The 22,832-nt window shown below is 33.2% G+C and carries 22 protein-coding genes; 1 reads left to right on the top strand and 21 read right to left on the bottom strand.

The genetic code is table 11. The features are described from left to right. Positions 1 to 42: 42 nt before the first annotated feature. The 15 genes from atpA to BFJ87_RS09425 all read right to left on the bottom strand — a co-directional run bounded on the left by atpA (position 43) and on the right by BFJ87_RS09425 (position 12,778). On the bottom strand, positions 43 to 1,623 hold the full coding sequence (gene atpA, locus BFJ87_RS09495) for a F0F1 ATP synthase subunit alpha (protein WP_077403334.1): 1,581 nt from the start codon (positions 1,621 to 1,623) through the stop codon (positions 43 to 45). A 45-nt stretch (positions 1,624 to 1,668) separates the two neighbouring features. Further along, positions 1,669 to 2,208, bottom strand: a complete 540-nt coding sequence (gene atpH, locus BFJ87_RS09490; protein ID WP_077403331.1) for an ATP synthase F1 subunit delta — start codon at positions 2,206 to 2,208, stop codon at positions 1,669 to 1,671. A gap of 9 nt (positions 2,209 to 2,217) precedes the next feature. Beyond that, positions 2,218 to 2,718, bottom strand: a complete 501-nt coding sequence (locus tag BFJ87_RS09485; protein WP_077403328.1) for a F0F1 ATP synthase subunit B — start codon at positions 2,716 to 2,718, stop codon at positions 2,218 to 2,220. Positions 2,719 to 2,812: 94 nt separating this feature from the next. Continuing rightward, on the bottom strand, positions 2,813 to 3,004 hold the full coding sequence (gene atpE / locus BFJ87_RS09480) for an ATP synthase F0 subunit C (protein WP_013620961.1): 192 nt from the start codon (positions 3,002 to 3,004) through the stop codon (positions 2,813 to 2,815). A 48-nt stretch (positions 3,005 to 3,052) separates the two neighbouring features. After that, positions 3,053 to 4,168, bottom strand: a complete 1,116-nt coding sequence (atpB, locus tag BFJ87_RS09475; RefSeq protein ID WP_077403325.1) for a F0F1 ATP synthase subunit A — start codon at positions 4,166 to 4,168, stop codon at positions 3,053 to 3,055. A gap of 119 nt (positions 4,169 to 4,287) precedes the next feature. Beyond that, on the bottom strand, positions 4,288 to 4,680 hold the full coding sequence (locus BFJ87_RS09470) for a DUF6168 family protein (RefSeq protein WP_077403322.1): 393 nt from the start codon (positions 4,678 to 4,680) through the stop codon (positions 4,288 to 4,290). Beyond that, complete coding sequence (locus BFJ87_RS09465; RefSeq protein WP_245799617.1) at positions 4,680 to 4,916, bottom strand: AtpZ/AtpI family protein; 237 nt, start codon at positions 4,914 to 4,916, stop codon at positions 4,680 to 4,682. The genes BFJ87_RS09470 and BFJ87_RS09465 overlap by 1 nt, the downstream gene beginning before the upstream one ends. Further along, positions 4,894 to 5,313 carry a bactofilin family protein gene (locus BFJ87_RS09460; RefSeq protein ID WP_013620957.1) on the bottom strand — a complete coding sequence of 140 codons (420 nt, stop codon included), beginning with the start codon at positions 5,311 to 5,313 and terminating at the stop codon, positions 4,894 to 4,896. Before BFJ87_RS09460 ends, BFJ87_RS09465 begins: the two co-directional genes overlap by 23 nt. A 7-nt stretch (positions 5,314 to 5,320) precedes the next feature. Next, positions 5,321 to 7,867: a type IX secretion system periplasmic lipoprotein PorW/SprE gene (gene porW, locus BFJ87_RS09455; RefSeq protein WP_077403319.1), complete on the bottom strand. Its 2,547-nt coding sequence runs from the start codon at positions 7,865 to 7,867 to the stop codon at positions 5,321 to 5,323. A gap of 189 nt (positions 7,868 to 8,056) precedes the next feature. Continuing rightward, the gene (locus BFJ87_RS09450) at positions 8,057 to 8,797 is read right to left on the bottom strand and encodes an ABC transporter ATP-binding protein (RefSeq protein ID WP_077403316.1); all 741 of its coding nucleotides are present in this window, start codon (positions 8,795 to 8,797) and stop codon (positions 8,057 to 8,059) included. Positions 8,798 to 8,840: 43 nt separating this feature from the next. Beyond that, positions 8,841 to 10,313, bottom strand: coding sequence for a DUF5687 family protein (locus BFJ87_RS09445; protein WP_077403313.1), 1,473 nt, complete (start codon positions 10,311 to 10,313; stop codon positions 8,841 to 8,843). Positions 10,314 to 10,374: 61 nt separating this feature from the next. Next, positions 10,375 to 11,073: a hypothetical protein gene (locus tag BFJ87_RS09440; protein WP_077403310.1), complete on the bottom strand. Its 699-nt coding sequence runs from the start codon at positions 11,071 to 11,073 to the stop codon at positions 10,375 to 10,377. Then, positions 11,070 to 11,801, bottom strand: coding sequence for a hypothetical protein (locus BFJ87_RS09435; protein ID WP_077403307.1), 732 nt, complete (start codon positions 11,799 to 11,801; stop codon positions 11,070 to 11,072). Before BFJ87_RS09435 ends, BFJ87_RS09440 begins: the two co-directional genes overlap by 4 nt. Position 11,802: 1 nt before the next feature. Then, positions 11,803 to 12,435 (bottom strand): hypothetical protein, encoded by a 633-nt coding sequence (locus BFJ87_RS09430; RefSeq protein WP_077403304.1) that lies wholly within the window; start codon positions 12,433 to 12,435, stop codon positions 11,803 to 11,805. A gap of 4 nt (positions 12,436 to 12,439) precedes the next feature. Next, the gene (locus tag BFJ87_RS09425; RefSeq protein ID WP_038505492.1) at positions 12,440 to 12,778 is read right to left on the bottom strand and encodes a PadR family transcriptional regulator; all 339 of its coding nucleotides are present in this window, start codon (positions 12,776 to 12,778) and stop codon (positions 12,440 to 12,442) included. A gap of 187 nt (positions 12,779 to 12,965) precedes the next feature. On the opposite strand from BFJ87_RS09425, the gene BFJ87_RS09420 reads away from it, so the two are divergent. Continuing rightward, entirely contained in the window at positions 12,966 to 14,015 is a 1,050-nt protein-coding gene (locus BFJ87_RS09420) for a ferredoxin--NADP reductase (RefSeq protein WP_077403301.1), read from the top strand. Positions 14,016 to 14,066: 51 nt separating this feature from the next. Here BFJ87_RS09420 and BFJ87_RS09415 read toward each other — a convergent pair whose 3' ends face one another. From BFJ87_RS09415 to BFJ87_RS09390, 6 genes are all read right to left on the bottom strand, one after another. Beyond that, positions 14,067 to 14,849, bottom strand: coding sequence for a patatin-like phospholipase family protein (locus BFJ87_RS09415; RefSeq protein ID WP_077403298.1), 783 nt, complete (start codon positions 14,847 to 14,849; stop codon positions 14,067 to 14,069). Positions 14,850 to 15,081: 232 nt separating this feature from the next. Beyond that, positions 15,082 to 16,068, bottom strand: coding sequence for a phosphotransferase (locus BFJ87_RS09410; protein ID WP_077403295.1), 987 nt, complete (start codon positions 16,066 to 16,068; stop codon positions 15,082 to 15,084). 4 nt (positions 16,069 to 16,072) lie between these two features. Further along, on the bottom strand, positions 16,073 to 17,140 hold the full coding sequence (locus tag BFJ87_RS09405; RefSeq protein ID WP_171974496.1) for a nucleoside hydrolase: 1,068 nt from the start codon (positions 17,138 to 17,140) through the stop codon (positions 16,073 to 16,075). 10 nt (positions 17,141 to 17,150) lie between these two features. Then, a complete protein-coding gene (locus BFJ87_RS09400) occupies positions 17,151 to 18,599 on the bottom strand; it encodes a SusD/RagB family nutrient-binding outer membrane lipoprotein (RefSeq protein ID WP_077403291.1) in 1,449 nt (482 codons plus the stop codon). A 13-nt stretch (positions 18,600 to 18,612) separates the two neighbouring features. Next, on the bottom strand, positions 18,613 to 21,831 hold the full coding sequence (locus tag BFJ87_RS09395; protein ID WP_077403288.1) for a SusC/RagA family TonB-linked outer membrane protein: 3,219 nt from the start codon (positions 21,829 to 21,831) through the stop codon (positions 18,613 to 18,615). A 97-nt stretch (positions 21,832 to 21,928) separates the two neighbouring features. Beyond that, complete coding sequence (locus BFJ87_RS09390) at positions 21,929 to 22,627, bottom strand: TIGR04282 family arsenosugar biosynthesis glycosyltransferase (protein WP_077403285.1); 699 nt, start codon at positions 22,625 to 22,627, stop codon at positions 21,929 to 21,931. Positions 22,628 to 22,832: the final 205 nt, after the last annotated feature.

Here is a 22,832-nt window from a genome sequence, read left to right as displayed (position 1 = left end):
TTAAATACCCTTTTCTTATTGTATTTTTACAAAAGATAAGGACTATGCTTTATATTTTGCTGAAAGATCTTTACACACAGCTACCAAAGTATCTGTAACCTCGTCAGTTAATTTACCTGCTTTTAACGTATCTAAAACATCTCTATGCTTAGCATTTAAAAATTCTACGTATTCAGCTTCAAATTCTTTTACTTTTTCTACAGGCACATCTCTTAACAAGTTTTTAGAACCTGCATAAATTACTGCTACCTGATCTTCTACAGTGTAAGGATCGTTTTGAGCTTGTTTTAAGATCTCCACATTACGCTTACCTTTTTCAATAACGTTTAAAGTAGATGCATCTAAATCTGATCCAAACTTAGCAAACGCTTCTAATTCACGATACTGAGCCTGATCTAGCTTTAAAGTACCAGATACTTTTTTCATTGATTTAATTTGTGCAGAACCACCAACACGAGATACAGATATACCTACGTTAATTGCCGGACGTACACCTGAGTTAAATAAATCTCCATCTAAGAAAATTTGTCCGTCTGTAATAGAAATTACGTTTGTTGGGATATATGCAGAAACGTCACCAGCCTGAGTTTCAATAATTGGTAAAGCAGTTAAAGAACCACCACCTTTTACCATTGGCTTTAAAGACTCTGGTAAATCATTCATATCCTTAGCAATGCTATCATCATTAATAACTCTTGCAGAACGCTCTAATAATCTAGAGTGTAGGTAAAATACATCACCAGGGTATGCCTCACGTCCTGGAGGACGACGTAATAATAAAGATACCTCACGGTAAGCAACAGCTTGTTTAGATAAATCATCAAAAACAATTAAAGCTGGTCTACCGGTATCTCTAAAATACTCTCCAATAGAAGCACCTGTAAAAGGAGCATAAACTTGCATTGCAGCAGGATCTGATGCGTTTGCAGCTACTATTGTTGTGTAAGCTAAAGCACCTTTTTCTTCTAATGTTTTAGCAATTAAAGCTACTGTAGAAGCCTTTTGACCTACAGCAACATATATACAATATACAGGGTTACCTGCATCGTAAAATTCTTTTTGATTTAAGATGGCATCAATACAAACAGTAGTTTTACCCGTTTGTCTATCTCCAATTACCAACTCACGCTGACCTCTACCAACTGGAATCATAGCATCAATTGCTTTAATACCTGTTTGTAATGGCTCAGTTACTGGCTCACGATATACAACACCCGGAGCTTTACGCTCTAATGGCATCTCATAAGTTTCTCCAGCAATTGGTCCTTTACCATCTATTGGGTTACCTAAAGTATCTACAACACGACCAACAATACCTTCACCTACTTTTACAGATGCAATACGGTTTGTACGTTTTACAGTAGAGCCTTCTTTAACTCCTTTAGAACCACCTAATAATACAATACCAACGTTATCTTCTTCTAAGTTAAGTACTATACCTTCTAAACCACCTTCAAATTCTACTAACTCTCCGTATTGAGCGTTAGCTAATCCGTAAGCGCGTACAATACCATCACCTACTTGTAATACTGACCCTACTTCATCTAAAGATGCGCTAGCGTCAAATCCTGATAACTGTTGCTTTAAAATTGCTGATACTTCAGCGGCTTTTACTCCTGCCATGTTGTTTTAATTAATATTTACAAAGTCCGTAGTGTAAACCAAAGACTATAGACTGTTTGAAAATTCTCTTTTTAAACTATTTAATTTATTAGCTACACTTGCATTGTATTGCAAATCGCCAATTCTTAATACAAAACCACCAATAATACTTTCATCTATAACATTTGTTATAGCTACTTTTTTACCAGTTAATTTTGTTAATTGCTCCAAAACTTTTTCTTCTAAATCTTTAGTTAAAGCAACTGCAGTTGTTACTACTGCTGCTTCTTCTCCTTTAAGCTTTTCGTTTAAAACAATATAGTGCTGAGCAACATCTTTTAAAAGTGATACTCTCTTATTATCTACAAGCAAAGAAATAAGTCCTTCTGTAATAGTATGACTTCCTGTAAAAACAGCTAGCAAAGCATTCTTTTTTACATCTCCTTTAATTATTGGGCTAGCCAATACATCTTGAAGTTCCTTGCTGTCAGAAATTGTTTGCACAACAGAATGCATGTCTTTTTCAACTGCATCTGTAGCCTTACCTTCAACCGCTTGGTTTAAAATGGCTTTTGCGTATCTAATAGCTGCTCTAGACTCGTTCATTTTTTCTTATTAGTTTAGCTTAATATCGCCTACCATATCTTCTACCAACTTAAGTTGCTTGTCATTATTAGACAATTGCTCCTTAATAACTTTTTCTGCAATTTCTACAGATAAGTTAGCTACTTGGTTTTTAATATCTGCTACTGCTGCTTTCTTTTCGCTTTCTATAGTAGCTTGTGCTTGTGCAATTATTTTATCGCCTTCTATAATAGACTGCTCTTTTGCATCTGCAACAATTTTTTCTTTTATTTCGCGTGCTTCTTTTAACATAGCATCACGTTCTGCACGTGCTTCTTGCAATAACCTTTCGTTATCTGCTTGCAGATTTTGCATTTCTTTACGTGCATTTTCTGCCTCTTCTAAAGCGCTTTTAATACCGTCTTCTCTTTCATTTAAAGCGTTCATTATTGGTTTCCATGCAAACTTAACCATTAAGAAGATAAGTACTAATAAAATTATTAGTAACATGAAAAACAACCCAGGCGAAAAATCGTTTAATAACTGATCCATTATAAAATATAAATTATATTCTTTTTGTTTTTTGTTTAATTACAAACACATCCTGTAACCAACCGTTACAGGAATGCGATTGTTGTTTTTGTCCTTAAGCTTTTCCTAAGATCAAAGCACCGAAAGCTAAACCTTCTAATAATGCTCCGATAATAATCATTGCTGTTTGGATTTTTCCAGCTGCCTCAGGTTGACGAGCAATACCTTCCATTGCTTTACCACCGATTTGACCTAAACCGATACCACCTCCGATAACGATTAATCCTGCTCCAATTAAATTGTACATAGTAATTGATTTATATTAAATTAAACAAACTCTTATTTATAACTAAAATTAATGGTGATCATGCTCTTCTACAGCCATACCAATAAACAATGAAGACAACATTGTAAAAATAAAGGCCTGTAAAAACGCTACTAAAATTTCTATTAAAGAAATGAATAACGTTAAAAAGAATGATACACCTAAACTACCACCAACACCTAAAGCTTCTCTTGCTGTAAATGTTACAGCTACTAAGCCCATAACTACGGCGTGACCAGCAGTAATGTTAGCAAATAAACGAATTAATAAAGAAAATGGCTTTGTTAACATACCCAACACCTCTATTGGAATTAAAGCTATTTTCATTAAAACTGGAACACCAGGCATCCAGAAAATATGTTTCCAGTAATCTTTATTACCGTTAAATTGTACAATAAAAAATGTAAATAAAGCCAAACAAACTGTTACCGCTATTTGTCCTGTAACATTAAAACCTATTGGAGTTAAACCTAACAAGTTTAATATCCAGATAAAAAAGAATACCGTTAACAAAAAGCCCATAAACTTACGGTAGTGCTTTTCACCAATATTTGGTCTTGCAATTTCATCTCTTACGTATAATACTAGCGGCTCTAAAACACGACCAAAACCTGTTGGGATTGGGCTCTTTTTATACCCTCTAGCTAATGAGCTAAAGCCCCAAAGCATTAACAAACCTGCCAACAAAATACCTACAACTGTTTTGGTAATTGAAAAATCCCAAACTTTATGTGCATTTGTAGCATGGTGCTCCTCGTCAAAAGAAACTGCTGTAGCCCCTTCTTCTAACTCATATATTTTACTGTGAATTTTGGTTAACTTAACACCATCCTTATCAACAATAACATGACCATCATCATTATGGTGAAATTCTGAAGACATAAACGTCTTAAGACCTTGACTTGTCCAAACAATAACTGGCAACGGAAAACCAAAGTGCTCACGCTCCCCTTCATCATTTGTATAAGAATACAAAGTGAAGTCGTGTGAATCTGCTAAGTGATGGCTAATGTAAGCCTGAATCTCTTCGCTACTATTTACTTGTGAATCATTTTCTTGTGGCTCATTGTTGTCGTTCGCAAAAGAACCCAAACTAAACACAAGTGCCGTGACTAAAATAATTTTACTAAAAAATGTATTTCGCATATTGCTCAAAAAATATCGGTCTCTAAAAATCGGTGCAAATGTACGCTTTTCTGTCAAAAAGAAAAAAACCTTTTTTTGATTATTTTAACACCAACCATAAACCGCATCATTTTAAAACGTTAATCTAAGTTTTTGAGCACTTTAGCAATAAAAAATGTCTCTATCAGCAAACATATACTGTACGGGACAAAAAAAGAAGCAAATTCAGTTAAGTTAATATTGTCATCTGCATTAAAAGATGGGTAAAAAAGCATAAAAAAGAAAAGAAATTTTATGGCACTGCCTACTATAAAAAATATACCTAATTGTGTTTTAAATTGGTTTCTTAACAGGTAAATAATTGTAAATATTGCAGTTACCAACACAAAATTAATAACATAAGAAAGCACAATTTTATTACCAAATAAAGGTTTTTGCATATCATCTAGTACCAATAGATGAACACCAAAAGCTACCGCTAAAGAAATAAGAATTGTGATAAAAAAATAGATAAGCAACTTATGGTTTGCCATTAGAATTTAATTTTTTTTAATTGTGTAACTACCGCAAAAATAGAAATTGCTACACCAGAAAGTGTAGCAATTATAGTAAAAATTTCGTTTTTGATGTTATAATAGCCATCCAACCACACACCTACTTTATGAGCTAAGTATATTATAGCTCCCATTTGAAAAGCAATACCAGATAGCATTGCGGCATTTTTTAAGTGGTTTGGCTTATTGTTATTAGGAAGCTTTGGAAGTTCCACCAGCTGAAGCTTGTTTAGCGCCAGATAAGGCTCCGTTTTTACCTCCCATAACACATGATGCATTAAAAGTAGCACCAGGCTCTACAGCAAGCTTAGATACAGAAACCGTACCTTCTATTACTGCTGAAGATTTTAATGATAATAAGTCAGATACTAATAACTCACCGTTAAAACCGCCTTCTATGTCTGCATTTACACACTCTACCTTTCCGTGAATGTAGCCATCTTTGCCAATAACTACCTTACCAGATGTTTTTACGTTACCATCTAACTTACCGTCAATTCTAAAATCGGCTTCTGAAACTATATCACCTTTAATTTTGGTGTTTTTTCCAATTCTGTTAGGCTGGCCGCCCATATCTACAACATCTCTAGGTTTATTTTTGTCTGAAAACATATTTTTATTACGGTTTTGGGATTAATAGTGTTTTTTTATACTCGTTTAATTTTTTGTGTACTTGCACAACTTTGTAGTTGTTGGATAAAATTACAAAATTCTGATGACCAACCTTGTAATCTTTATTATTTTTTAATAATTCTGCATATCCCAATGCAAATTCTTCTGAGGCAAACCCATGTACCACTACAAATTGTTGCTCTAAATTGTAAATATCTTTAGATACTTTATTTTTATATTTTAAATCTTCTACAGATTTATTTAGCAGTTTGTACAACTCATTAGCTGCTGCATCATTATTTCTACTAAAAGGGAAAACCACTTTCCAGGTACCCTTTGCATTAGTAGATTGATCTACAAAATCTGATTTCTCTAATTGTGGAATTTGATATTTAATCATTTCCTGTGCTCTTTTACCCTCTGGATTATTTGGATAATTAAGCGCTACATAATTTAATGCCTCCTTAAAGGCTTCAAAACCTTCTATTCTTCCGGTTGCCATTGCTTTTAACATCTCAAACTTAGGTGCAATTTCATCTCCTGTATATCTGTTAATGTTTTCTTCTGCACCAGTAATAACTTTTAAGTACTCTTGGTTCTGAAACATTTTATACAATCTTGTGTACCTAGCGTTTGGAGTGTCTGCAGACCCTTCTAAAATTGCTTTAGGATTTAACAACACCTCTGCATATCTAGAACCTTGGTGGTTTGCTATAATATCTTGTTTCATTGCAGCGGCTAAATTACTGCCAGATTCTTCATATATTTTATATAAATTATACTTAGATGGTAGTATTAATCGCTCCTCTGGGTTAGACTTTAAAACCGACTCTAGTTTACCAGCTGCCAAAAGGTTTTCTTTAAATTTTTCTTTATAAATTAACCCTAATTGGTAGTTTGCAAAATTGCGCTCCTTTTTTAAGCTATCTATTACCGCATCACTAGTTGGTAATTTATCCATATAATAATCTACCTTATACTCTTGTCCTTCTTCTACAATAGCATTAGATGCGTTACCAGCAACTGCAGTATCATCATTAGTTTGCAATACCACATTTTTGTTAGACCAACGCCAATTATCCTCTAGTTTACGAGAACCCCAAGCGGTTTTAAAATCGGTTTTACCATAACCTAAACTTGTAATATTGTAAAAATAAAATTTGCCCTTATTTTGTTTACCTGCTTTGGTATTAGCAAAAGCTGCTATACCTGCGTTTTGACGCTCTTTTTCTTTTTTTGCAGCCGCCTCTTCCTTTGCTTTTTTATCTTCAATAAATTTTTGAAAATAAGTTATTTGCTTCTCTTTAGGCAAATTGTAAATAGTTACAACACTGTCTGTATACTGCACAATATCTTCATACTTTACAACATCTTCTAAATTGTCTAATTTCTTTTTAATTAAACGGTGCTTTTTACTGGTTTCTACCAAATTGGTAAGTGTACTATCAAAATACGCCCCAGCTTGTTTGTAGTTATTTTTATCAAAATAATACTCACCTAAATTCTCATAATTAAGTGCGTTTAATTTATTATCGTTTGTGGTAGCGCGCAAAGATTTATCAAAATAAACCAAGGCCAAACTATCTTGTTCTTGATTTAAAAAAAACTGTGCTTTTTGCCTGTATATTTTATCTAAAAACGGCCTATTTTCTCTGTTCTCTTCTAAATCTGTTAAATACTCTAACATTTCCTCTTTGTTACTGGCAGTAACAGCTGTGTTCATTATTTTTTGCAAGTGCGCATTAATAAAATAAACACGAGGAGATTTTCTGTTTAAATCTATAATTTTATCAAAGGCATAATTGGCACTATCTTTTTTGTTAAGCTGATTGTACAACTGTCCAATTATAAAATAATACCTTCCTTTTTCTTCTTGTTTTTTTGTGTAGACCGATGCTCTTTTTAATTGCTGAATTGCAGTATCTGGAGCATTTAAATTAATATATGCCTGAGCCATAACCGCTCTTGCGTCTGCATATTCTTGGTCAGATAAGTCGTCATATTTAAAAAGCTTTTTTAAGTTTTTAATAGCAAGCTCATCATTCTCTAAACGCACATTGGTTTTTTCTCTCCAAATACGAGCCTCGTTAAACTTATCGCTCTGTATGTAATTTTTAAGCACATAATTAAAAGCCTCTTGAGCCGGAATAAAACGCTGATCAAAATAACGTGCTTTTCCTAAAAGTAAGTAAGCCTCATCTGTTTGCGGGTTACGCTCCCTATCTTTAATAACCATACTATGTTTTTGTATGGCTTTTGTTGCTTTTTCTTCTGCTATTACAAAATTTGGATTGTTATTTTCTGAATCTAGTTTAACATCATCTGTAACTTCTAAACGCTCTATTGGTAATAAATCCCAATAATTATCTTTGTAATTGGCATTTAATTCTTCTCTGCCCTTTTCAAAAGCAATATTACCGTTATAGAGCACATTAAATTTTGTATTTAATGCGTGCCACTCTCTGTTAACAAAGGCGTTCTTTTTAGTAGAACAGGCATTAAAGACTAATGCTGCTAGCGCTACTGTTCCTATAATTTTAGTTTGAAGCTTCAAAATTGTATCTATTCTTACCTAAACAAAACTAAAAAACCGCGGTATTATTATGTTTAAGGTGCATAAATTTACTATTTATTTTTATTTATTTGGTTTGATGAGCTCAACAACTAAAAAGGCCCATCAAATTTTATACAATTTGATGGACCTTTAAATTTTATAAAGTCTTGTTTTAATTAAAGCAACTATTTATTCCTCATCTTCAAAAACAGCAACTGCTGCATCTGGAGCCTCTGCACCTGAAAAGAAAATTTCTAACTCTTTTAAAGTTGCTGCAGATGTTTTTATATCTTTAACCAGTTCACCTTTATCCAACACTACAATACGCTCACATACCTCTGTAACATGACTTAGATCATGGCTAGAAACCAAAACTGTGGTATTTTGATTTGCTGCCAAATTTTTAATTATACCTTTTAGTCTTATTTGCGTTGTTGGATCTAAATTTGCAAAAGGTTCATCTAAAATTACCAACTCTGGACTACCAATAAAAGAAGCTACAATACCAGCTTTCTTTTGGTTTCCCTTAGATAAATCTCTTAAATATTTTTTTTGATTTAATATCTCTCCGTGAAAAAAATCTTCAAAACTATTAACAAGTGCATCTACATCTGCTTTGTTTTGTCCTCTTAACTCACCAATAAAATAAAAATACTCTTCTGGTGTTAGGTAGCCAATTAAAAAAGATTCATCTATAAATGCAGAAGTAAATGGTTTCCAATCTTCACTGGTATTTACTTGTACATTGTTATTTATTATTTGCCCTGTAGAAGGCTGAATAAGATCTAACAACAAACTAAAAAATGTTGTTTTTCCTGCTCCGTTATTACCTACAAGACCAAAACATTGTCCTTTTGGAATTTCTAAATTTTCTATATTTAAAACCGTAGCTGCGCCGTATGTTTTTGTAAGGTTCTGTGCTTTTATCATGGTTTTTGTTTTTTATGGTTATACTCTTAACAGAGCTACTTATTTATGCTTTTTGTTTGTATGCGTGTATAGTTTTATACTTTTCTTTTTTGTAGATTTTCTCAATCTTATTAAAAACTATATTTCTAAATGCTAGTCCTAATATACCAGCCGCTGCAACAAGTACATAGCCTGTTGTTGGGTTTACTAGGTAATATCCGGCAGCAAAAATTATCATTGGCAGTAAAAGTTTAGGCAATGATAATAACATTGTTTTCATATTAAAAGCCTGTTTATCTCCAAAGGCTTTTTTATTTGATGTTAAATCTATAGGCATTTTTATAAAGGCACCACCCAATAACACTAAATGTGAGTTTACACCAATATTATAAATTGCACCAACCAATACGGCTAGGTATGCGTTTATGCCAAAAAATAAATAAAAAGAAGCCAAAACAGTACTAATTAAAGTGGCAATTACCACCAAATACCATTTAGAGGTAATGTAGTCTCTGTACTTTATATTCTGACTCATCATTAATTGGTAATACGCACTATCCCAACTTGGCACAAACTGTCCAAATGTGAATAAGAAACCACCCGAAACAAATATTCCACCAAATATTTGCCAAACTGGTCCATTATATACCTCAACAGCTCCCGACCCAAATAATAAGCCATAAAACAAGAATAGAAAACTCATTAAACCAGCTGTTTTTGGTCTTTTATTTCTTTTTATAAGTTTAATATCGTTCTTTAAAAAGGTTCCTGTACTTCCAAATTTATCTAAGAATGACAAATCTTCTGTTTTTGCTATAGCGTGCTTTGTTTGCAAACCAGCATCTAAATACATATTTTTTATAAAGTAATTAAATGCAGCGTAATACAAACCAATAACCGCTATCCAAGGAAAAATAACCATCCAAGGAGCGTTATATAATCCATTAAAAAATGGCGCAGTGTAGTTAGTAATATCAAAAACACCAAAGTAATGGCAAGCTCCCAGTGCTACAAAAACAGCTATTACTGGGTAAAAAACACTGTCCTTATTGTTAACTAATATATTTATAAAATTACTACAATAAATAAGTGCAAAAATACCAAAGTGCCAAGCTACCACACCAAGCGGATTATAACCCTCTATTAGCAATACAATAGAAAATGGCAAAAAGAAAAATGCATAACCCCAATTAAAAAAGGAAGCAATTGTTTTTCCTAAAGAGTAATTTACAACCTGTGCTTTTTCAAAGGGTAAATACAATAAAGGCTTAATGTTGGCTACAGGCATTTTTTGTAACATATACCTAATTAGCAAATCTAATACAAAAAGGTATATTAGGTATTTGTTTACCACCTCTAGTGGATCTCCCATATCTGCCTTTTTTATAAGATAAAAAGAGCCAACTCCCATTGAAAGGAACACCACAATAAAGTACAGCGCAAAAAAGCCCATAAATATTTTTAGTGCCAGGTTAGTTTTAAAAGAAGCCGACCTAAAAAAGGACTTCCATTGCAGGCTTAAAAAGTGTTTTAACATAATTTTAGGTTGATTAATTATATTTTGTTAGTGGCAACAAATGCCAATTTGTTACACTATTTTAAATTAAATTGTATTCTGGGTACGTTTCTTCTAACAATTCTTTAGCTTTACTAGGCATTACATAAGAAGTAATGTAAAAAGTTAAACATAGTAAAGTAGCAGCTATGGCAATAAGTGCCAACCAGTAACTATGCAAGTCACTAAAATTAAAACGCATAGTATTTACAATATTAAAAACATTAGAAAATGTTATTACAGAAAAGCCATTTCTGGTATCGCCAATCATAGCTTCTAACATAAACAGCTTTTCTTTTTTCTGCTTTTGTTTTTTCTCTTTTTTTCTTCTTTTAAATTGATGATAAAAATCTACAGCTACTAAAATTAGTATTGAACCCATTAATACATATGATGCTTGCTTTAAGTGAAGCACCAGAAAAAAGCCCATAAAAATTGCAATAGTGGTTAACAGCTTTGGCAACTGAAACCACTCTTTAACAAACCTAAAAAGTATTTTTCTGTAACGTTTGTTCATAGCTTTTTGGCGTTTTTCTACAACATCCATAAAACCAAAAACACCAAATTTTTTAAACTCAACTCCTAAAGCATTATCAAAAGATAAATTTGGATTTTGTTGCCATTGTTCTTCTATACCATTACTTAAATGATCTACTAGCTCGGTCTGCAAATCATAATGCACCACATAATGTTTTCGGGTAAATGCGTACAATTCTTCTATTTGTTCTTTGGTTAGCTTCATACTAATCTTTTATAAATTGATTTGTATTTTTTAAGTTGATTAACAAACAATTGAATAGATATATAGAAAAAAGGAAACAACAACGCCAATACTATAAACATATAAATAGGTGATAGTTGCTCTCCTTCTTCTAATAATATTTTGGGCGCAAGCAACAATCCATTAACAAAACTAACTCCAGAAGTACTAGATAATAAAGCAGTATTTATAGTTAATGACTTAAATGTATTTTTTAGATTAAATAATGAAACTAAACACGGAGTTAATGCCATTACCATTAATAGCAATAATAAAGTCTTATGCATTGTTTTTACAGTAAAAAACTCTTTGGTATATAAAAATACTATGAGCACACAAGCGTATAGTATTAGTGACTTAGCATTGGTGAAAAACAGCCTTAAGGCTTTTCTTTGAAGCTTTCCAAAACCCTTAGTTAACCCCTGTCTTTTTTCTTCAATAAACTCCTTATAACCAGACGAATCTGCATACAAGCTAGGGAAAGTATCCCAACCGGTATTTTCCTTGTTAAGTCTTTTTATAGTTAAATCATTACCAAATTTAATATGAACTGCTTGCATTGCATTGGTAAAACTAGATCCTACTTTCATTAGAGCTTCTACCTCATTACTAATATGGTCTAAAAGCTCCATACGAACATCCCAATATTTCACCTTATTTTTAATAAGATAATCATCTATAAATTCTATTTGTTCTTTGGTTAGTTTCATATTAAACAATAGTATAATGATTGGTATATTTTTTATGAAGATCTAGAATCACCGCAATAAACGCAGTAGACAGCCCCAGTAATAAAACAAAAACCAAGGTAAAATAGTAGTCGTTTATAATTACAGATTTTTCATTAAAAAAAGGGTTTTGAAAAGCGTTATATAGTTGGAAACTTAAAGTAAGTATAAGTCCAGTTCTTTCAATTCCAGATAAACGTTGCCCACGCTGTTTTAACCCTATGAAGAAATATACTAGTATAGCAATTATTAAAAAACCAAATAGTACAAATTTTAGAAACTTCTTATCTCCCAAAGGAAAAAACTGTATTAAAAGAAAAGAGCTAGCTACCATAATACAGATATTTAATGGTGCTGTAAACTTTTTAAAAAGCGATTTAAGTACTATTTTATCTGTAGTTTTTTTAAACTGCTTATTGTACTTTAATAAATCTTTTTTATGCACAACCATATACGCCTTAAAAGCGTCATAAAACGTATGGTTTTCTTCTTCCATTTTTTCTAATACCGCAGTAGCAACATGGTCTACCATTTCTGTTCTGACATCTGTAAACATAATATCAGAATTTTTAAGATAGGTGTCTATAAATTGAATCTCTTCCTTAGTTAATTTCATACCTCTACTCTATACTCCATTTAGGGTTTACTAAATTTTGCATACTACGTATAAACTCCTCTAACTCTGCTAACCTGTTAACGGTTTCTTTTTCACCTGCTTCAGTTAGCTTGTAATATTTACGCAAACGATTATCAACCTTTGCAACCTCAACATCTAAAAGTCCTTCCGCTTCTAATTTATGTAAGGCAGGGTATAATGCACCTTCCGTAATTTTAAGTTCTCCTTTGGTTAACTCTTTTACTTTTTGTGTAATTTCATACCCATACATCTTGCCTTTTTCTTCAAGCAACTTTAAAATAATAGTATTTAAACTACCCTTGTATAATTTAGAATTTCCCATTTTTCTGTTCTCTTATTTTGCTTTTAAAACAAACATCTCCTATTTCTATAACAACTTTTAGCAGTAAAATTGTTATTACGAATATATACATAATTTTCTTATGCATAAGAATTCTATGTATTAAATTTTAGCAAACTAGGTTTTTTATCAAAAGGGCAATGTGTATTTTTGTAGAAAATATTTTTTTATGAATCATTTTCATCCGTTAACGGTACAACATATAAAGGCTTTAACACCTAGTTCTGTAGCAATAACATTTGCTATTCCTAAAGACTTAATTCAGACTTTTAAGTTTATATCTGGTCAATACATCACTATTAAAAAAGAAATTAAAGGCAAAGAATTGCGTAGAGCGTATTCTATTAGTTCTTCTCCTAAAAAAGATTGTATTACCATTGGTGTTAAAAAAGTAGATAATGGCGGTTTCTCAGACTTTGCACATTCTAAACTTAAAGAAGGTGATGTTCTAGAAGTTATGCCTCCAGAAGGTAGGTTTGTTTTTAAACCTACAGATGCCGTTAAAAATGTTGCCGCTTTTGCTGCTGGTAGTGGTATAACACCTATTATTAGTATTGCAAGGTCTGTATTAGACAGCAACCCAGAAAACAAATTTGTTTTAGCATACGGTAACAAATCTTTTGAAGAAACAATGTTTCACACAGACTTAGCCAAGCTTCAACTAGAATATAATAACCGATTTTTTGTATACTTTATTTATAGCCAAGAACAGGATGAAAACTCTATTTTTGGAAGAATAGAGAGGTCTACAGTTAACTACATTACTAAAAACAAACATAAAGATATTGCTTTTGATGATTTTTATCTTTGCGGTCCAGAGGCTATGATTAATACAGTTTCTGATACTTTAAAGGAAAACGAAGTTAGCGAAGACAAAATACATTTTGAACTTTTTACAACTACAGAAATTAAAGACGAAATGCCTGTTAAAGAAGGCGGAAAAACGGCAGTTACTGTTATTGTAGATGATGAGGAATTTACTTTTGAGATGGATAAAAGCACAATTGTTTTAGATGCTGTTTTAAAAGAAAATATAGATGCACCATACTCTTGCCAAGGTGGTGTTTGCAGTAGTTGTATTGCTCGCGTTACAGATGGTAAAGCAGAAATGGTTAAAAACCAGATTTTAACGGATGGTGAAATTGAAGAAGGATTAATTTTAACGTGCCAAGCACACGCAACAACACCTACATTAAAAGTAGATTTTGATGATGTTTAAAAACAGCATCTAAAAAAATACCAAGTCGTTCTATATCTAGAACGACTTTTTTTATTCCTTTAATTGAGCTTCTAAAGCTCTACAGGCAGCATCATAACCAATAACAAATGCTTTTTCTATACCCTTGCGGTCTAACAAACCTATTTTGTCTACCTCTTTAGATTCCAACAGCATATTACAAGCACTAAGCTTTTTTTTTGCAGATGCGTATATCATTAAACCGGTTACCCTACCCGTAAGCTGTAATGAGTTTTTAAGGTCTTTTTTATCTAACCTTGCAACAATAGATACATTGCTCCCAATAATATAATCGCATGTATTTAGCAATGGCTCTAACGGAAAATTGTTCATTATACCACCATCTGCGTATAAATTACCATTAATTTCTATTGGTGAAAAAACAGGAGGTAAAGCAGCCGAAGCCAACATAGGCCTAATTAATTCTCCATCAGAAAAAAATTCTTCGTCACCCTCTTGTAGGTTGGTTGCTACAATATGCAACTCTCTTTTTAATGCTGAAAAAGCATTCTCAGGAAAGTATTTTGCAAATAAGGCAACATATTTTTCTGTATCTAAAAAACCTGCTTTTGCAATGGTTAAATAATGGTAATGAAAAAGCGGTGTTTCTTTAAAAAACCTAAGCATATCATCTATAGAACTTCCATTAGCGTACAAAGCACCCACCAAGGCTCCTACACTACTTCCAGAAACAGCTTTAGCATCTATTTCAAACTCATTCATTGCCTTTATTAACCCAATGTGCGCCATACCACGCACACCTCCTCCAGAAAGCACAAGACCAATAGATTTTGATGTAGTAATTTTAGCGTTCATTTAGCCTATTTTTCTTCAAATTTACTACAAAATGCTATTAAAAAGTACTTCTTTTTTTAAACTGATTGGTTTGTTGCTTATATTTTTTTGACACTATAATTAAATTTTGATGCAATCAACCTAAAAAAGCCAACGCTTATAGACATTTGTTATTGATTAATACATTTATAAAAAACAAAAACCAACTACGCAGTTGGTTTTAATGTTTTTGTGTATTAATTAAAAAACGTACTTAATTCACTAAAATTTTGCGTGCCTCATTAAGTAATTTCACTCTTTTTTCTAAATTAATTTCTAATGGTAACTGTGCTAAACCAATAATTCTACGCAGTATTTCTATTCCCATAAATTTATAGCATAATACCGTATCTAAATCTGCTAAGGACTTATATCTATCTACAGCTTTTTCTATTAATGTGTTAGCCTGATTTGCCATTTTTAAATGTGCTAGTAAAACGCCAATTTCAAATTCGGGCTTACCAAAAAAACAAAACTCAGGATCTATAACTTTTAAACCTTGTACAGTTGCCAACCAACTACCAGGAAAATAATCTCCGTGCAGCAACGTATTACCATCTTGTAAATACAAATCTCCAAGTTCTTTTACAGCTTTTTTTAAAGGTTCATCTGTCTTAAAACGTTCTGCTTCTTTTTGCAACCCTGGTAAAATATCATCTAAATTAATACCATTATTTAATACATATGGGTAATTAAAAATATGTTCATGGTTAAGAGCTCGCATTTTAGTATTGGTAATTCTGTCCTCTTGTGTGTGGACTGTAATACTGGTATGCAATGTAGCTGCAAAATCTACAACAGCATACAAATCCTCTTCTAAAAATTGTTTTCCTAATTGATACAAATATGTAAAATCTGACCCATTACCAAGATCATTCATAACCATAACATTGTTAGCTTTATCTAAGCCAATTAATGTAGGCATCATTTCTTTTAAGTTAGGAACCTTTTCTATTATTTTATAAAATTTGGCCTCCATTAATACCCGGTCTTCTGGAGCGGCAACCTGCGGATATTTTTCTACATATTCTCTACTTTGTTTAATAATAAAAGATCTGGTTTCTGTAGTAATACGCAGCGTAAAATTCATATTACCATCTCCAGGCTTTTCTACAGCAACAATGGACTCGTTATTAGTTAACCAATCTTTACTTTTTAAGTAAAGGGTTAAATCCTCTATATTGTTGTTTAATTTTATCACGATACTATTTTTTAAATGTTTCCATTAATTTCTGATGGTAATTAGGCACTACATCGTAACAATAAGTTACTGCTGCACCACCTTCTTTTGTGCACAATAAATAAGATTTGTAGACCCTATTCTTATTCTCTTTTACAGTATCATCTAAATTAATCTCCAAACGGGCCTGTAAAGGTTCTGTTATAATATCTTCTGGGGCAATGATATAATGGCTAGCCAAAACATCAAACGGATTAAAACCTTCTGCTCCCTGATTTTTCCATTGCTCTATCCAAGGCTGTGATGCGGTTGCCAACCATTTCATAGCAGGTGTTGTAGATTTTAATGCTTCAAGGTCGTTTTGTTTTATCCAAACCTTACTAGAAATTTCATAAGGACAAAAAACCAACGGGACATTATTTTCTAATAATATTCTAAATGCTGTGTTGTCTAAATCAAAATTTAAATCCTTAGCCAACACACCTTTGTTTCCTATTTTAAAATAGTCCAAAGGGGTTCTACGACCAGCTACTAAAACAACCTCAACTATTTGAGATTGTAACTCTGGATATTTTAATAGTAGTAAACCAACATTAGTGGCGGGGCCAATTGCCAAAATAGTTAATGGCTGCTTTTTTAATGCTGCAGCCATTGCCTCTACAGCATCATTAGTTACCACACTGTCTAAATTAATTGCAGCACCAGCACCTTTATAAACTTTAATTTTTTGTGCTGCAAACTCCTTACTTATGTAGTTGCCAATAGCAAAAGCATTTTCTACGCTGTTGTTACCAAAAACAGTACTTAAACCGTTAATTTTTACGTTTTTGGCCTGTAATAATTGCAAAACCGCATAGCCATCATCTACATCAGAATAGCCAGGTTTTTCTATATTCTTTTTTCCAACAGCTAAATCTGCGTCTATCCAAACTTGTTTTACTCCGTTTACAATTCCGCTTGGCTTTGCTTCATCAGCAGCTTCTGTTTTTGCCTCTTGTTTTACTTCTACGGTAACGTTCTTAGCCTCTTCTTTACAAGCCGCAAACACCATAAACACAAGCAAAATACCAATTAGTTTAATTTTTTGTTTCATAATTATCATTCTATTTTTCCCACCAGCCTTTGCTGTTTATATTATCCCCACCAATACGATCAACAGCTTCTTTATAATTTGCGCTATTGGTAGCTTGCTCTGACTCTGGATACAAATACCGAACGGGATATTTGTCATTATTAAAATTATCGGGACCAGCCTCTAAATTTGGAATCCCGGTTCTACGTACATTAAACCAAGCTTCATGGCCAATATTAATTAAACTTAACCACTTTTGAGTTAATATTTTTTCTAAATCATTTGCAGTGCCATCTAAAGAAATTGCTGGCCTAGTAAAATAATCATCAGGGATTGGTGTATTGTAATACTCAAAACTAGCTGTAACAGCATTTTGGTAATACGTATTTGCATCTCCTGTAATATAACCTCTAGATGCCGCTTCGGCAAGTGCAAATTGCACTTCTGAATACTGCATAAATTGCGCATCTACACCGTCTGCAACATCTCTAAAAATACTGCCAAATAAAGATATGTTGTTTAAATCTATACCACTTGCATTTATGGTGCTACTAGATTGTCCGTTTTGCAATCCTTTGTATTCTGGTGTGGTAGAGTTTTTACTTGCCGCTGTAGGCTTGTAAAGTACAGCAATACGAGGATCATCCCAAGCAGTTAATATAGTTTCTACTGTTTTTGTCATTGTATGCTCTTGGTACAACCCTAAAGCTGCGTTAAACATAGGAAACTGGTTAGGAGCAGATGCCAAATAAGGCACAACGGCATTGTCTGCATTAGACTGCATTAACTTACCAGAATCTGCCAAAGTTTGTAAATCTGTAAAATCTGTTGTTCTTTTACTAATACGTAATAAGTAACGTACTTGAAGCGAGTTTGCAAAACGCACCCACTTCTCTAAATCTCCTTGAAACATAACATCACCCTGAATTACGTTGTTTGTATTTTCAAGCGTGTTAACTGCTTTTTTAAGCACTGCCAATATTCCCGTTTCGGCATCTGAATATATACTTTCCTGTGTATCATACTTTGGAGAAAAAGTACCATCTAAAGCTGCTACTGCTTCTGTGTAAGGCACATCACCCCAAAGGTCTGTTAACTGAGAAAAAAGGTAACTCTGCATAATATCACCAACAGCCACGTAAGCATCGTTTGCCGCTGGTGAGGCTTTCATCGATTTAATATCTGATAATAATCTAAAAATAGCACTCCAGTACTCACTATTAGATCCCATTTCATAACGGTCTATACGCTCAAACTCTATACTTGCTGCAAATTGCGCCAAATAATTAGCTTGCCTAAAACCTTGTTGATAGGCGCTAAGGTCTGATGATACAGAAACCACATTGGTTAACAAAAACTGCGGATCTACACTTTCTGGCGCATTAGGATTGGTGTTTTTTTCTTCAAAATCGTTAGTACAAGCAGTAAAAATAGTGCTTGCTACTGCGGTTGCTACAAATAGCTTTATATATTTTTTCATCTTTTTTTACTTCTTAAAATTCGGTTTTTAAACTAACTCCAAAGCTTCTGGTAGAAGGGTATGAAAAATCTTCTACACCATAAGTAATGCTTTGCTCTTGCAACGCATTTAACTCTGGGTCAAAATGCGGATTCTCTGTAAACAGCAATAAATTGCTACCTACCAAACCTATTTTTATTTTATTAAAACCTATGGCATCAACAATTTTTGCAGGAAAATTATAGTATACACTTACTTGTCTTAATTTTACATAAGAAGCACTGTAAAGCGCACTAGCCTCATTACCACGATCAAAAAATGCATTGTTGTAAGCTTGGGCTGGCACTACTGTTGTATTTGGTGCGTATTGCGGGTTATCTGCTGTACCTGTATTTATAACGCCAGCACCAATAATACCAGATTCTCTACCTTCTAATGTTTCTTTTAACACGCCAGACGTACTACCTAGTGCTTTTGTTCTAGAAACTATTGTTCCACCTTTACGCCAATCAAATAAAAAAGTAAAATCTAATCCTTTGTATGAAAACTTGTTATTAAAACCCATTGTAAAATCTGGGTTATAATTTCCTAGTAAACGTAAGTTGGGATCTTGAACAGGAAACCCGTTAGAGTCGTGTACAATTTGCCCATCTACCTCAACAAAACCTGTACCGTACATATCACCAACACGGCCATCTTTTTTTGCTATATAAAACACAGAGTTAGATCCGCCACCGCCAGAAAATATATTGGCAGTACCAGTTACAAACTGGTCTACACCCTGTGGCAACTCCTTGACCTTACTTCTAAACGTAGAAAAGTTTACCGAACTCTGCCACTGAAAATCTGCATTTTTAATTACGGTACCACTAAGTAAAAGCTCTAAACCTGTGGTTTGTACTTTACCACCATTTACGTTAAAACTACCAAAACCACTAGATTCGGATATTGGTCTAGATATAATTTGATCTACACTTGTATTTTGGTACGCTGCAGCATCTAATTGCAATCTACCATTAAAAAACCAGGCCTCTATACCTGCTTCAAAGGCATTAAGACGTTCTGGTTTAAGATTTGCATTTTTTAAAACCGTCTCGTTAGTCACCCTAAAATTAGATCCGTAATTCTGATTAAATAAAAAGTTTTGCGTGTTTTGGTACGGGTTAGTATCATTACCAACACTTGCAGCACTAAATCTAAAATTTAAGTAAGATATTGGCTCTGGTAATTTTAAAAAGCTACTAGCCACAAAACTAAGTCCTGCAGAATAATACCCAAACGAATTGTTATTAGATGGCAATGTACTGCTCCAGTCATTACGATAGGTAAGGTCTAAATACAAAGCATCTTTATAAGATAAATTACCGGTACCGTAAACACTGTTAATTCGTTTTTCAAACAATCTGCTATCTCCTTTAAGCGGAGTTCTAGAATTTGCCAAGGTGTAAATCCCTGGTAATGCTAGTTGTGAAGCTTCAGCGTAGCTGTACTCTATTTCTTGATCAAAACGGTTTGCACCTACAGAAACAGTATATTTTAAATCGTTGTTTATAGCATCTTTATAAGACACCAAAATATCTGTATTTAACTCTCTAAAACTTATATTATCTTCTCTAAAAGAACCTTGCGGATTTGCATTTGTACTCACCGCTCTTCTAAACTCGCGCTTGTCTGCATACGTATCTAGGCCTGCGCGTACTGCAACATTTAGTTTATCTGTAATATCATAAACTGCAGAAACATTACCTAAAACTCTATTTTTATTAAAACTATTGGTGTTTTCATTAACCGTTAAATATGGGTTTGTAAGCCATAAGTAATTAATATCATAATGCTGCACTCCCTCCTGACCTGCTTGCCAGTAATTTTTTAAAGCAGAAACATCTGCTTGCCTGCCTGTCCAGTTAAAACCATACAAAGGATTCTCATAACCGTAACCAAGGTTTGGCCTGTTACCACTACGTGTATTTATATAATTAACAAAAGCGTTTACATTTAATTGTTCTGTTAATTTTTGATGTAAACTAAGCGAAATACCATCACGATCTAAATCGGTATTTGGTACAATGCCCTCGTTTCTTAAATTACTATAAGACAATCTACTGCTTCCGTTTTCACCAGAAGAGTTAATGGCGATGTTGTTTTGTTTGGTAATACCCGTTTCAAAAAAATTACGCACATTATTAGGGTTAGATACCCAAGGAGTAGCAGTTATAGGTGTAAAACTACCATCTGAATTTGTACGCGAAATAACATCACCAGCACGCACAGGGTTCCCGTTAATGTCTACAGAAGGACTATCAAACTGATTTACCAATAAGCCCTGATCCAATCTTGGGCCGTAGCTACTTAAACCACCATCATTTATACCAGCACCTTTACCGTTCTGGAAAGAGTATTGGCCGTTAGACCCACCACCATACACATTTTGGTAATCTGGCAACGTTAATAAGGTTTCTACCGTAAGTGAATTGCTGGTAGTAACCCCAAATCCTTTCTTATTTTTACCACGTTTTGTAGTTATAACCACAACACCGTTTGCCGCTCTTGCCCCATAAAGTGCCGCAGAACCAGCACCTTTTAATATAGAGATTGATGCAATATCATCTGGAGAAATTTCAGAACCACCGTTTCCAAAATCTACTTCTTGCAAAGCTCCGTTGTTTACTAAGTCGCTCGTAATTTGTTCATTACTAATTGGCACACCATCTACCACAAACAATGGCTGATTGCTTCCGCTTAAAGAATTTTCTCCACGTATAACAATTCTAGATGAAGAACCCACACCAGATGATCCATTAGTAATTTGCACACCTGCAACTTGGCCTGCTAAACTATTAACCACATTGGTTAATGTAACTTCTGTTAGTTTATCTGATGACACCCTAGTAACAGCAGAAACAAGGGATTGCTTTTCTCTTTCTATACCCAAAGCAGTTACTACAATTTCGTTTAACTGTTCATCAGAAGACATTAGTGTAATACTTGCCGGAAAATTACCGTTAGTAATAGTAATTTCTTTGCTTGTAAACCCAATAGAAGAAACCTGTATCACAAAACTAGTAGAGCTAGTTTGCAATGTAAAGTCGCCATCTATGGTTGTGGTTGTGTAATTTTCTTTGCCTATTTCTTTTACCGTAGCAAAAGGTATAGGTTGGTTGTCTTGGTCTACTATTTTAGACGAATATGTATTTGATTGTGCAAATACGGTAAAGGCAAACAGCTGCATTACAGCCATTATAGCTATTTTCATAATTAAGTGTAATAAGGTTGATAAATTATTTTATAAGCAGTCACCACCAATTATAATTTAATTGGTTCTTACTTATAAAAATGCCGAATGAAAAAGTTTACAAATTAGGCGGACCTCTACGTAAAAATGAAGTTGAATAAAAAGACGTAATAACACCGCTAGCAGCATTAGCTTTGGGTGTTACTTTAAAATTTAAATGTGCAATTATAAAGTTGCTTAAAACCAAATTAGGGTTTGAATAAGCAAATTGCATTGCTTCATTTGTTGTATCTACATCTTGTAATGTTTCTAAAATTGTAAATGACACATTATTAGCAATTGCCAAGTAGTGTATTTTTTTAGATAATTTTGATGTTAACCACGGTAGGTTTTTAAAAGCATCTTCATTAAAAATACTTTTATGCACACCAAATAGGTAAATACCACCATCTTTAGACGGACCAAAAACTACTTTTTTAGTAGCCATGGCATCTACGGCCTGTTGTATATGTTTAGCAGTAAGGTTTGGTGTATCATTACCTATAGAGATTACATTGTTGTAACCTTGAGCATAGAGGCTTTTGTAAGCATTGGTATAACGCTCTGCAAAAGTGTATCCTTCTTGTTGTGTTTCATCTAACCAAACAACATCTACACCACTATTATTTGCAACCTTTAGCGTATTTTTTATTAAGAGGTTAAAAAACTGCTTAGAAACACTTTTTTTATGACCACCGAATACAGATTTCCTCTCTGCTTCTAATTTAGCGGAAAGAGAAAAAACTAATAAAACCGTTTTGTTATTGTGTAGTTTCATTGTGGTTGCTTGGTCGTTAAAAAACTAAAACCTTAAAATCTTTTATAAAAATAATACAGAAAATAATAAACAATCTTTAATTATAAGACAATTACTACAAATTTCCTTTTAAATAAACATTTTTTGTTAATTATTTCCTTTTTTGCACAATAATAAAACAAACCAAGTAGTTTATACACTAGGGTAAACTATATTTTTATTTAAA

Source organism: Cellulophaga omnivescoria (assembly GCF_001999725.1).
GTDB lineage: Bacteria > Bacteroidota > Bacteroidia > Flavobacteriales > Flavobacteriaceae > Cellulophaga > Cellulophaga omnivescoria.
Note: the sequence above shows the minus strand (reverse complement) of the source record. Positions and strands in the feature narration are given on the sequence as shown.